General features: G+C 34.6%; 10 protein-coding genes. 9 read left to right on the top strand and 1 reads right to left on the bottom strand.

The annotated features are described in order from the left end of the window. Positions 1-76: 76 nt before the first annotated feature. From GSY47_RS25655 to GSY47_RS25645, 3 genes are all read left to right on the top strand, one after another. Positions 77-2,461 (top strand): TonB-dependent receptor, encoded by a 2,385-nt coding sequence (locus tag GSY47_RS25655; RefSeq protein ID WP_179005506.1) that lies wholly within the window; start codon positions 77-79, stop codon positions 2,459-2,461. 32 nt (positions 2,462-2,493) lie between these two features. After that, the gene (locus GSY47_RS25650; protein WP_179005508.1) at positions 2,494-3,720 is read left to right on the top strand and encodes a DUF4374 domain-containing protein; all 1,227 of its coding nucleotides are present in this window, start codon (positions 2,494-2,496) and stop codon (positions 3,718-3,720) included. Positions 3,721-3,792: 72 nt separating this feature from the next. After that, positions 3,793-5,244 (top strand): PepSY-associated TM helix domain-containing protein, encoded by a 1,452-nt coding sequence (locus tag GSY47_RS25645; protein WP_179005510.1) that lies wholly within the window; start codon positions 3,793-3,795, stop codon positions 5,242-5,244. 84 nt (positions 5,245-5,328) lie between these two features. Here GSY47_RS25645 and GSY47_RS25640 read toward each other — a convergent pair whose 3' ends face one another. Further along, the gene (locus GSY47_RS25640) at positions 5,329-6,267 is read right to left on the bottom strand and encodes an alpha/beta hydrolase (protein WP_179005512.1); all 939 of its coding nucleotides are present in this window, start codon (positions 6,265-6,267) and stop codon (positions 5,329-5,331) included. A gap of 406 nt (positions 6,268-6,673) precedes the next feature. Here GSY47_RS25640 and GSY47_RS25635 point away from each other — a divergent pair, with 406 nt between their 5' ends. The 6 genes from GSY47_RS25635 to GSY47_RS25610 all read left to right on the top strand — a co-directional run. Further along, positions 6,674-8,143, top strand: a complete 1,470-nt coding sequence (locus GSY47_RS25635) for an MFS transporter (RefSeq protein WP_179005514.1) — start codon at positions 6,674-6,676, stop codon at positions 8,141-8,143. Between the two features lie 47 nt (positions 8,144-8,190). Then, on the top strand, positions 8,191-9,507 hold the full coding sequence (locus GSY47_RS25630; RefSeq protein WP_179005516.1) for an MFS transporter: 1,317 nt from the start codon (positions 8,191-8,193) through the stop codon (positions 9,505-9,507). A gap of 99 nt (positions 9,508-9,606) precedes the next feature. Beyond that, positions 9,607-10,446 (top strand): 5-dehydro-4-deoxy-D-glucuronate isomerase, encoded by an 840-nt coding sequence (kduI, locus tag GSY47_RS25625; RefSeq protein WP_179005518.1) that lies wholly within the window; start codon positions 9,607-9,609, stop codon positions 10,444-10,446. 4 nt (positions 10,447-10,450) lie between these two features. After that, positions 10,451-11,242 carry a gluconate 5-dehydrogenase gene (locus GSY47_RS25620; RefSeq protein ID WP_179005520.1) on the top strand — a complete coding sequence of 264 codons (792 nt, stop codon included), beginning with the start codon at positions 10,451-10,453 and terminating at the stop codon, positions 11,240-11,242. Between the two features lie 24 nt (positions 11,243-11,266). Then, the gene (gene uxaC, locus GSY47_RS25615; protein WP_179005522.1) at positions 11,267-12,670 is read left to right on the top strand and encodes a glucuronate isomerase; all 1,404 of its coding nucleotides are present in this window, start codon (positions 11,267-11,269) and stop codon (positions 12,668-12,670) included. A 13-nt stretch (positions 12,671-12,683) separates the two neighbouring features. Beyond that, positions 12,684-13,552 (top strand): sugar kinase (locus tag GSY47_RS25610; RefSeq protein WP_219071621.1); only part of this gene is annotated, 869 nt, incomplete at its 3' end.

Here is a 13,552-nt window from a genome sequence, read left to right as displayed (position 1 = left end):
GTTTTTCCCTAACTTTTTTGAATCAGTTGATGGTACTTTTGCGGCAAAGTTATTTATAATTAGTCTAATTAAATATATGTCAACGCCAAAAATTTTATTTTTTATTTCATTTTTCTTCTTTTCGTCCTTGTCGTTTTCCCAGCAAAATCAAGGGGTTACAGTGACTGGACAAGTTGTTGAAAAATCTGGTCAAACCGTTCCGTTTGCAACAGTAGTTTTAGAAAAAACTGACTTAAGCATGATTTCTGATGAAAATGGAAAGTTCATTTTTAAAAATGTTAAACCAGGAAAACATACTATCAAAGTTTCTGCAATTGGTTTTTCGGGCTTTAAAAAAAGCATAGAAGTTTCAGGAACTTCTGTGAATATTCCGGTCCAATTGGACAACGAATTACAGGAATTAGAAAGTGTTACAGTTTTAGGTCGTTCAGCTACTGATAAAGTAAATAAGCAAGCTTACAATATCACGGCTATTGATGCTAAAAAGCTTCATAATTCAACTTTAGATTTATCACATGCTCTTGACAGAGTTTCAGGAGTTCGTGTTCGTGAAGCGGGAGGAGTAGGTTCTAGATCTGAACTTGCAATTAATGGTTTCTCTGGAAATCAGATTAAGGTTTTTATTGATGGAGTTCCAATGGATAATTTTGGTTCTTCTTTTCAATTGAACAATATTCCAATTAACCTTGCTGATCGTGTTGAAGTTTACAAAGGTGTTGTGCCGATTTGGCTTGGTGGTGACGCTTTGGGTGGTGCTGTTAATATTGTAACTAACAATAAGCCGAGAACTTATGTTGATGCTTCTTATTCTTTTGGTTCTTTTAATACGCATCGTTCAGCAGCTAATGCTGGATATACGGCAAAAAGCGGTTTTACTACTGAAGTGAATCTTTTTCAAAATTATTCCGACAATAATTATTGGGTAAATGTTGAAACTGCCGATTTAAATACTGGAAAATATTATCCAAATGCCCGAGTAAGAAGATTTCATGATACTTACAGAAATGAAACTGCTATCATCAACATTGGAATTACGGGTAAAAAATACGCTGATAAGTTAATGATTGGTTTTACCGCAGGAGAAAATAAAGCAGATATTCAGACAGGAGCAAGAATGGTTACAGTATTTGGGGACCGTTATACTCGCGGTAATATTTTAATGCCAACTTTAAAATATCAGGTTAAAGACTTATTTACTAAAGGATTAAATGTGAATATTTCAGGAAACTTTAATCTGGGCGAAGAACAAACAGTTGATACTGTATTCAGAAAATATAACTGGTTTGGGGATTATAAAGAATATCCTGGAGCTGGTGCAGAAAGCAGCCGTACGCTACAAAAAATGCGTAACAACAATGGTATCGCTGTCGCAAATATTACCTATGCTTTAGGCGAAAGACATTCTTTTATGCTGAATAATACCTTCAATACTTTTGATCGTAAAAGCAGTGATGAACTTTATCCACAATCTTTAGTTTATCAGCAGCCTCAAAAATCACAAAACAATGTAACTGCATTAGGGTATAAATTCGATTATAACGAAAAATGGAGTACTTCTCTTTTTGTTAAAAATTATTCTTTAACGAGAGTATTTACTAGAAGTTACAATCCGACAGGAAATGCAGGTGATATTGCCTATCAAAAGTTTAAAGGCAGTAGCTCTTTACAAGGTTATGGAGGAGCAACTAGTTATTATTTAAAACCAAATTTACAGGTTAAGGCTTCTTTTGAAAAAACCTTTAGACTACCAACTCCAACAGAACTTTTCGGAGATCCAAATAATAATGTTGAAGGAAACGTTAATCTGAATGCGGAATCCAGCATAAATGCAAATGCAGGAATAAGTTATCAAACAAGTTTTAATAAAGTCAATGCCTTAGCATTTGATTTAAATCTAATGTATCGTGATGCTGTAGATTTTATCAGAACTACATTCAACAACAATCAAAACAAGACGGTTACGCTTAATCAGGATAGTGTAGAAAATTATGGTTTTGATGGTGAAATCAGATATTCGTATAAAAGCAGATTTACTGCGGGTTTAAACATGACGTATCAGAACTTACGTAATATGACCAAATACGAACCAGATCAGAATTATGTGTCCTATTACTATAAAGACAGAATGCCTAATATTCCTTACTTATATGGAAATGCTGACGCAACGGTTTTCTTTAACGATGTTTTAAAAAAAGGAAATAATTTATCTGTAGGATACAATCTTCTTTATGTTCATGCTTATTATTTGTACTGGCCAAGCCAAGGTGCCAGCAAATTGGATATACCAGAACAGTTTAATCATGATTTAAATGCGGTTTACACTTTTGCGAACGGAAAATACAATATCGCATTAGAGTGTAAAAACTTACTGGATAATAAGTTGTATGACAATTTTTCATTGCAAAAGCCAAGCCGTGCTTTTTACATCAAATTGAGATACTTTTTTACAAAGTCTAAATAATAATTTTTTAATAATTCAAAACAATAGTAACCATGAAAAAAAATAGCACATTAGCGTTGTTTGCAGCTTTTATAGCTTTTACTGCATTCTCTTGCAGTAGTGATGATAAATCAGAGAACTCAGAAGGCGGAAGCGACACAGGAAAAACTAAATATATAATTACAGCTACTACAGGAGCGACAGGAGTTGCAGATTATTTGTTAACTGCTGATGATGTTTCTACAGGAACTATTTCAACAGTTGGAAATGGTGTTGAACAAGATGGAACTTACCGTTATTATATTACTGCAGAAAACAACTTTTTCAGTTTGCTTTACGGACAAGGTAATCCAGGAGCTGTAACTACCTATAACTTAAATGCTGAAGGTAATTTGGTTAAAAAATCAAATTTCCAAGCAGAGACTGTTCACGTATTTGCTGCTGTAAATAGTGATATCTTAACAGTAAAAGTTCCAAGAAGTGGTGCATCTATCGCTTCAATGTATAAAATTGATGCAAAAGAATCTCTTATTAAAGGAGAAGCACAACAAGATACGAAAGTATTGGCAGGAAATGGCGAAAGAGCTTTCTTTACTTGGGCAACTCAAGTTGGCGAAAAAGTTTACATGCCGTATATGAGTATTAAAGGGGATGGGGTAGATAACTTTGGAACAGTAAATCCAGATAGTACTTGGGTTGCAGTTTACAGCTATCCAGAACTTAAATTAGAAAAAGTAATCAAAGATAACCGTACAAGTTATTTAGGAGCTTATTTTACAAAAGGATTATTTACAGATGAAAATGGAGATGCTTATGGTTTCTCTGGAGCTATTGCAACAAGTAACTCTAACTTAACTTCGACAAAACCTTCTGCGGTTATAAAAATCAAAAAAGGAACTACAGAGTTTGACCAATCTTACTTCTTTAATGTTCAAGAAAAATCTGGAGGATACAAAATTTCTTCTACAAGTTATATTTCAAAAGGGAAGTTCTTATTATTAATGTATGGAAACGCTGGAAAAAACAACGGTGCTGTTAAAATGGCTATTGCTGATGTTTATAACCAAACTTTTACATGGGTAACAAATGCGCCTGAAACATTAACTTCTGTTACAAGCCGTTACAATATTACTACAGAAGATGGTGGTTCTGCAATTGTAGGTATCAATACACCTGATGGAAACTGGATTTATACTATTAGCGCTACAACTGCTGTGGCTACAAGAGGTTTGAAAGTTGAAGGAGGTCAAATTACTGCTATCCAGAAATTAAAATACTAATTTTTTTGCCGTAAGTCCTTATTTTAATGGGGACTTACGGTCTTTTTATTTATTCTATTTATCTATCCAATTATGTTTTCTTCTTCAAAACCAAAACCTAATAATAAGAAAAAAAGTAAAAAATCGCTTTTCAAGCGTATTATGGCTTGGCTGCATTTGTGGCTTGGGTTAGCGTCTGGAATTATCGTAGTCATTGTCAGCCTAACAGGCTGTATTTATGTTTTTGAACATGAAATTAAAGATTTAATCGAAGACTGGCGCTTTGTGAAACCTCAAGAAAAAGCATTTTTACTACCCTCTCAATTGGTAACAATTGCTGATGAAAAAATGAAAGATAAAAAAGCTACAAGCGTAACCTTTGGAGCAAAAGATGAAGCTGCAATTGTAGGTTATTTTGTAGAGAAAAAAGAAGAAGGAGAAAAAGGAGAACATAAGAGAGGAGATAAAAGGAAAGATTTCGCCAAGAATGAAGGCGGAAAAATGAAAGCTGATTTGAAACCTTTAAATAATGAAAAGGGGAAAGAAAGAGGAAATGGAAAGGGAGAAAAGGGCAAAGGCAAAGGCAAGGGCGGAAGAAGAAGTGGCACTTTTATAAGTGTTTATATGAATCCATATACTGGAGATATATTAAATGTAAAAACATTTTCTAGAGGAGAATCGCCCGATTTTTTCAGATGGATATTAAATGGTCACCGTGCATTATGGCTTCCTTATGATATAGGTCGTCCTATAGTAGGTGTCGCAGTTTTGATTTTCGTTGTATTATTGATTTCAGGTATTGTTTTGTGGTGGCCTACAAAATGGATCAAATCGATTATAGATAAAAGTTTTAAAATTAAGTGGGACGCGAGCTTTAAACGTGTCAATTATGATTTACATAATGTACTAGGTTTTTACAGCTGTATTTTTCTGTTTTTTATTGCTGTAACAGGTTTAGTCTGGAGTTTTGGTTGGTGGAGTAAATCGTTGTATTGGGTAACTTCTGGAGGAAGGCCATTAGTTGAAAATAGAGAATCACCAAAATCGGATACCACTCAGGTAAAAGAGTTTAAAATTACTACGGCTGATAAAGTAATGTTGAATATTAAAAAAGAAAATCCTCAAGCCGCTGGAATCATGATTAGTATTCCGGGAAAACCTGCAGATCCTATTGGGGCTTTTGTTTACAAACAGAAAAACACCTATTACAACATGGATCGTTATAGTTTTGATCAGCAGTCGCTAAAAGAGATTTCGATTAAGACCCCATTTTCAGGGAAATATATTGAAGCTAATATTCCAGACAAAATCCGAAGAATGAATTATGATATTCATGTAGGAAGTGTTCTGGGCCTAACAGGTAAAATTATTGCATTTTTAGCCAGTTTAATTTCTGCCAGTTTGCCTATTACAGGATTTATCATTTGGTGGGGTAAACAGAAATTTGGTAAGAAGAAAGCACCTGCTGCAAAACCAAAAGTAGCAAGCAAGGCAATTCCTGTTTCTAAATTGAAAAATAACGCAGAACAAGAAGTTACTGCTTAGAATATTAAAATGGTTTTTTTAATTCCTTTTTGTTTTTTTTTTGATTAAAAGGCAAAACTTGAAAAAGTTTTGCCTTTCTTATTTTTAGTTGTAACCATTCGCTTTAAGCCATTCCACACAATCTCTTGTCCAGAATTTACTAGTGTCATTGACTCCTAAACCAAAGCCGTGTCCGCCTTTTTCATATAAATGTAACTCCGCTGTAACTCCATTTTTTTTCAAAGCCAGATAATAGTTGATACTGTTTTCGGGTATTACTACAGTATCGTCGGTAGCATGAATTAAGAATGCTGGTGGTGTTTTAGCAGTCACTTTTTTATCATTTGAAAATGAATCTAAAAGATCTTGTGATGGATTATTTCCTAAAAGATTAATCTGCGAACCTTTATGTGTAGTCTCATTTTGCATTGAAATCACAGGATAAATCAAAAGAGAGAAATCAGGTCGAGCACTTACTTTAAAAGCCGAATCATAAACTTTATCATCATAATGAGTTGATACGGTAGACGCTAAATGTCCTCCGGCTGAAAAACCTAAAATTCCAATCTTATTTGCATCAATATTCCATTTTGCTGCATTCTGTCTTACATAACGAATGGCTTCCTGTCCATCTTGCAGTGGGCCGACATTTTTATTCTTCATAGTTAAATCGGTAGGCATGCGGTATTTTAGCACAAATGCAGCAATTCCTAAGCTATTGAACCATTCTGCTACTTTTGTTCCTTCTTTCTCAAAAGCTAAATGTGTGTAACCACCGCCCGGACAAATTACAACGGCTGTTTGATTTGATTTTGCTTCTTTCGGAATAAAAATACTTAATGTAGGTACAGAAACCTGACTTGTACTTTGCATTTTCCCGTCCTTAAGTACTTCTTTTTCTTTATAATCAACTGCTTTAATTTCATCAGGAATTTTATTCCATAATGGAATTACCTGATTTTGTGCACTTAGAGAAAATGCTCCTGAAAAAAGAAGAAAACTTAATGTAATTCCTCTTAGTCTTTTTGTTTTTTTAGTCTTCAATATCGAGTGTAATTATTTGGTTTGTAATATTTTATACGTGTATGTTGTAATAAATGCAACCGATGGCTTAAATTCGATGGAATTGTTAAAAATGGCTTATAAAATCAACTATTTTAGGACAATTTTACCCCGTAAAAAGGATGAATTTCACCTGGTCTCTTTTAACAAATATATTGTTTAATGTGTAATTTTGTATTCTTTTTTTTATGTAATATGTTTATTTGAAAACCTTAAATTATTTTTTATACAATTTATTTGGATTGTAGAGATTAAAAACTATATTTGTGCAATCGATTACATTATTTCTTTTTAGAACTGTTAATTTATTGATTTTAATATTTTTAAATAGAGGTAAATAGTGTTGCTGAAATTACCAAAAATTACAAAACTATAATACCCACTTACTATGAATCAAACCGAAACTGTTGCAGTAAATGAGAGCGTCAAAGCTGCAGGCAAATACCGTTGGAGTATTTGTGCTTTATTATTTTTTGCAACAACTATTAATTATCTAGACAGACAAGTACTTTCTTTAACATGGAGTGATTTTATTGCGCCAGAATTTCATTGGACTAATAACGATTACGGAAATATCACTGCTTTATTTTCTATTTTTTATGCTGTTTCTTTATTATTTGCAGGAAGATTTGTAGATTGGTTGGATACGAAAAAAGGATTTCTTTGGGCAATCGGAATTTGGTCTGTAGGAGCTTGTCTTCATGCATTCTGTGGAATTGCAACTTCAGGAATCATTACAGGAAATTGGTTTGTAGGTTTTCATGGTTCAAAAGAGATTATAAGTACAGTTAGCGATACAGCGATGGTAATTAATGTGAGTGTTGCATTATTTATTTTCGCTCGTTTTGTTTTGGCGGTAGGAGAGGCTGGAAACTTTCCTGCGGCAATTAAAACTACAGCAGAATATTTTCCTAAAAAAGACAGAGCTTTTGCAACTAGTATTTTCAATGCAGGAGCGACAGTTGGAGCGTTGGCTGCACCAATTACAATTCCATTTATTGCAAAATCTTTCGGATGGGAAATGTCATTTATAATCATCGGAGCGTTAGGATTTGTTTGGATGGGATTTTGGATGTTTATGTATGATAAACCAGAGAGACACTCAAAAGTAAGTGCGGAAGAATTAGCATATATTCAGCAAGATGATATTGCGGATAGTAAATTAGTAGGCTATGTACCAGAAACAACTTCAAAAGTTTCTCTAATGGATTGTTTTAAATACAAACAAACCTGGGCATTTGCTTTTGGTAAGTTTATGACAGATGGTGTGTGGTGGTTCTTCTTATTTTGGACTCCGGCGTATTTAAGTTCTGTTTACGGAATGGATTCTACAGAAGCTGCATTGCCGTTATTTGTTCTTTATATGATTACGTTGTTGTCAATTATTGGCGGATGGCTTCCAACTTATTTCGTAGAGAAAAAAGGAATGAATCCGTATGAAGGAAGAATGAGAGCTATGTTGATTTTTGCCTTCTTCCCATTATTAGCTTTGATCGCACAGCCATTAGGATATATTAGTTATTGGGTGCCAGTAATTATCATTGGAATTGCGGGTGCAGCGCACCAATCTTGGAGTGCAAATATTTTTACAACAGTGGGAGATATGTTTCCTAAAAAAGCAATAGCAACCATTACAGGAATTGGAGGTTTAGCAGGTGGGGTAGGATCAACTTTGATTAATAAAGGATCAGGCGTTTTGTTTGATTATGCTAAAGATACGAACATGGTTTTTATGGGATTCAAAGGAATTGAAGCTGGATATTTTATCATTTTTTCTATCTGTGCAGTTTGTTATTTGACGGGCTGGATCGTAATGAAAACATTGGTTCCAAAATACAGTCCGATTACAAATCTCTAACCAAGATTTTTCGACACTAACTAACCAACCTAAACCAAAACCAAATCATGAACCAAGCTAATGCAGCAATAGGAAGATACCGTTGGACTATTTGCAGTTTAGTATTTTTTGCTACAACTGTCAATTATCTCGATAGGAATGTAATAAGTTACCTTAGGCCTTTTTTGGCAGAAGCGTTTCATTGGACGCCAGAGCAAGAAGTGATTGATTATTCTAATATCGAATTGGCATTTAAAATTGCATACGCTTTAGGGATGCTGGTTGCGGGAGGAATTATTGATAAGTTAGGGACTAAATTGGGGTATGCAATTGCAACCGGTTTATGGAGTTTAGCGGCAATTGGACATGCATTGGCAACAGGAACTGGAGGTTTTTTAATAGCCCGCGTGTTTTTAGGAGTTACAGAAGCTGGAAATTTTCCGGCAGCAATAAAAGCAACAGCCGAATGGTTTCCTCAGAAAGAAAGAGCTTTAGCTACTGGAATTTTCAATTCAGGAAGTAATATAGGAGCTATTATTGTTCCGTTAACAGTTCCTCATATAGCAGAAAAATATGGCTGGCAATGGGCTTTTATCATAACAGGTATTGTTGGTTTTGTTTGGTTGGCATTGTGGTTTTTATTGTATGAAGTACCTCAAAAACACAAACGGTTGTCTCAAGCTGAATTAGAATATATTACATCAGATAAGTTAGAAGAATCGGTAGAAGAATCAAAAGAAAAAGTTTCTTGGATAAAGTTGCTTTCATTTCGCCAGACATGGGCTTTTGCTATTGGTAAATTATTGACAGATCCAGTTTGGTGGTTTTATTTGTTCTGGTTGCCAGATTTCTTGATGAAACAATATAAACTCACAGCTACTGAAATTATTTGGCCTTGCGCTCTAGTTTACATGATTGGAAGTATAGGAAGTATTGGTGGAGGATGGCTTCCGCTAAAATTAATAAATAACAATTGGCCGGCTTATAAGGCAAGAAAAACAAGTATGTTGTTGTATGCTTTTGCAGTTTTGCCAGTTTTATTTGCACAGCAATTAGGAGCAATAAATATTTGGTTTGCAATTTTGGTAATTGGTTTAGCGGTTTCAGCGCATCAAGCTTGGAGTGCAAATATATTTACAACAGTTTCAGATATGTTTCCTAAAAAAGCTACTGCATCGGTTACAGGAATGGGTGGAATGTTTGGAGCGCTTGGCGGAATTTTATTAACTGTGCTTATTCAAAAAAATATGTTTGTTTATTACACTAAAATAGGCAAGATAGAAACAGGTTATTTTATTATGTTTTGTATCTGTGGAGCTTCGTATTTATTGGCTTGGCTGATTATGCATATCCTAGTTCCAAGAATGAAAAAAGTGGAGTTATAAAAAACAAAAATGATTCAAACGAAATAATTTTTGGTTTGAATTATGGTTTTTCAATATAAAAAATTAATTTTGTGCAATCGATTACATTAAATAGAAATTATGACAAAATATAGTTCAAGATACGCGTCAAGCCCAGAAGCTGTAAAAAAATATGATACTCAACAATTGAGAGAAGAATTCTTAATTGATGATCTAATGCAGGAAGATGAAGTAGTACTGGTTTATTCTCATTACGACAGATACATCGCAGGTTCTGCAGTTCCAGTAAAAGGTGATTTAGCTTTAGAAACAATCGATCCGCTTAAAGCGCCTTATTTTTTAGAAAGAAGAGAACTTGGAATTATTAATGTTGGTGGAAGTGGTTCTGTAGTTGTGGAAGGAACAGCTTATGAATTAGGATTTAAAGATGCTTTGTATATCGGAGCTGGAAATAAAGAAGTGATTTTTAAAAGTGATGACAAAAGCAATCCTGCTAAATTCTATTTAAATTCTGCACCAGCACACACTACTTATCCTACTAAGAAAGTGAGTTTAGCTGAAGCTAATAAATTACAGTTGGGTACAATGGAAACGGCAAACCACCGTACCGTGAACCAAATGATTATTGGAAGTGTAGTTATTACTTGCCAATTACAGATGGGAATGACAGAATTGAAGCCAGGAAGTGTTTGGAATACAATGCCAGCTCACGTACATGATCGTAGAATGGAAGTTTATTTTTATTTAGATATTCCAGAAAACCAAGCAGTTTGCCATTTTATGGGGCAACCTCAGGAAACAAGACATATCTGGATGAACAATCATCAGGCAGTAATTTCGCCACCTTGGTCAATTCACTCAGGTTCAGGAACCAGCAACTACACTTTTATTTGGGGAATGGCAGGTGAGAATTTAGATTACGGAGATATGGATGTTTGTAAAATCACTGATTTAAGATAAGAAAATGACAAACTTATTTGACATACAAGGAAAAGTTGCCCTTATTACAGGAAGTACTCACGGATTGGGAATGGCAATGGCAAAAGGACTTGGGCAAGCAGGAGCAACGATTGTTGTGAATGGAAATTCTTCTCAAGAAAAAATTGATAATGCTGTGGCAGCACTTAAAGCTGAAGGTATTAATGCGGTTGGTTACAAATTTAATGTAACTGAAGAGCAGGAAGTAAAAGAAGCTGTTGCAAAAATTGAAAACGAAGTTGGGCCAATTGATATCTTGATTAATAACGCCGGAATTATTAAAAGAATTCCGCTTCTAGATATGGAAGTTTCAGATTTTAGAGAAGTGGTCGATATTGATTTAGTAAGTCCGTTTATCGTTTCTAAGCATGTTGCAAAAGGAATGATTCAAAGAAGACAAGGCAAAATTATCAACATTTGTTCTATGATGAGCGAATTAGGAAGAAATACAGTTTCTGCATACGCTGCTGCAAAAGGAGGCTTGAAAATGCTTACTAAAAACATGGCAACAGAATGGGCAAAATACAATGTTCAGATTAATGGAATTGGACCAGGTTATTTTGCAACAGAACAAACAAAACCAATTAGAGTTGACGGGCATCCGTTTAATGATTTTATCATTAGCAGAACTCCTGCTGCAAAATGGGGAGATCCAGGTGATTTAGCTGGAGCAGCAATATTTTTATCTTCCAAAGCAAGTGATTTTGTAAACGGTCACATTTTATATGTTGACGGTGGAATTCTTGCAACAATTGGAAAACCTTCAAACGAAGAATAATTCTCAAATTATATTTAAAAAGACATGAGCGCAAATACATTCATACACGACAATTTTTTATTAGAAAATAAATACGCTGAAGAGTTGTATCATAATTACTCTAAAAACCAGCCAATTATTGATTACCATAATCACTTAAACCCGCAGTTTATTGCCGAGGATAAGATTTTTGATAACATTACGAATGTATGGATTAATGGAGATCATTACAAGTGGCGTGCTATGCGTACTTTAGGAATCAACGAGCAGTTTGTAACAGGAAATGGTTCAGATAAAGACAAATTCTTAAACTGGGCAAAAACAGTTCCGTACACGATGCGTAATCCTTTGTACCACTGGACACATTTAGAGTTAGCGCGCTATTTTGATATTTATGATTTGCTGAATGAAAAATCGGCGGAGAAAATTTATATTGAAACTTCAGAGAAAATCAATTCTCAGGCGTACAGCACACAAAACCTTCTTAAAAAAGTAAACGCTGAATTAGTTTGTACAACAGAAGATCCAATTGATAGTTTAGAATATCACAAAAAATTCGCAAACAATTCGACTGGAATCAAAATGAGTACGGCTTTCAGACCTGATAAAGCCATCTTAATTGCTAATGATGGTTATAATGCATATCTGGACACATTAGGGGATGTGTCCGGTATTGCAATTAATACTTTTACTGATTTACAGGCTGCATTAAGAAACAGAATTGAATTCTTTAATGCAAACGGATGTAAATTAAGCGACCACGGTTTAGATAAAATTTATTTTGAAGAATTTACAGAATCTGAAATTACTGCCATTTTCAAAAAGAAAAGAGAAAACAGAATCATAACACCAGAAGAAGCTTTGAAATTCCAAAGTGCTGTTTTAATTTTCTTATGCGAAACGTATCATGAATTTGGTTGGGTACAGCAATTTCACTTAGGAGCATTACGTAACAACAACGCACGTATGCATAGAATTTTAGGACCAGATACAGGATGGGATTCTATCGGAGATTATCCTCAGGCACAAAAACTTTCAGGTTTCTTAAATGCTTTAGACAGTAAAGATAAATTAAGCAAAACGATTATCTATAACCTAAATCCGGCTGATAACGAAGTTATGGCGACTATGATTGGAAACTTCAATGACGGAAGTGTTCGTGGAAAAGTACAATTTGGATCTGGATGGTGGTTCTTAGATCAAAAAGATGGAATGACTAAGCAGTTAAATGCGCTTTCCAATATGGGATTAATCAGCTGTTTTGTTGGAATGTTGACAGATTCTAGAAGTTTCTTATCATTCCCAAGACACGAATATTTCAGACGTATTTTATGTAATCTTTTAGGAGATGAAATTAAACGTGGAGAACTTCCAAATGATATGGAATGGATTGGAAAATTAGTTTCTGATATTTCATATAACAACGCAAAAGAATATTTCAACTTTTAATTAAGTATTTACAATGAGTAGAGTAGTTGCATTTGGAGAAATCATGCTTCGATTATCGACAGAAAGACATTTGCGTTTTTCACAGTCTACGGCATTTGGTGCTACATATGGAGGCGGAGAATTCAACGTATGTGTTTCTTTGGCGAATTATGGTGTAAATGCTGAATTTGTGACCAGATTACCTGAAAACGAAATTGGTTTTTCTGCATTAAAAGAAATCAGAAAGATGAATGTCGAGTCTAAAAACATTGTTTACGGAGGAGAACGTTTAGGAATCTATTTTCTGGAAACCGGTGCAGGAACACGCGGGAGTAACGTAGTTTACGACCGTGCACACAGTGCAATGTCAACAATTGAAAAAGGACAGGTTGACTGGGAAAAAGTTTTAGAAGGAGCTGAATGGTTTCATTGGAGCGGTATTACGCCAGCTATTTCTCAAACAGCAGCAGAAGCCTGTTTGGAAGCAATAAAAGTCGCTCATAAAAAAGGAATCAAAATTTCCTGCGACTTAAACTACAGATCAAAACTCTGGCAATATGGCAAAACGCCAAGCGAAGTAATGCCAGAAATGTTAAAATACAGTAATGTCATTTTAGGAGATATTGATACTGCGTATTTTATGCTGGGAATTCCTAAGGTAAATCCGAATTACCAGGATGAAAAGTCACTTCCGGCAGTATATGATAAACTGTTTGAATTGATTCCGAATCTTAAAATTGCTGCAACAACGCTTCGCTATTCAGTAAGTGCTTCACACCAAAGAATCGGCGGAATCTTGTATGATGGAAAAGCAGTTTACAGTGCAAAAGTAAAAGAAGTTACTCCAGTAGTGGACAGAGTTGGAAGCGGTGATGCTTTCATGGGCGGATTGATTTATGGACT

Origin of the sequence: Flavobacterium quisquiliarum (assembly GCF_019308285.1) — a bacterium.
Lineage (GTDB): Bacteria > Bacteroidota > Bacteroidia > Flavobacteriales > Flavobacteriaceae > Flavobacterium > Flavobacterium quisquiliarum.
The sequence above is the reverse complement of the archived record's forward strand: the minus strand, read 5'-3'. Positions and strand labels throughout refer to the sequence as shown.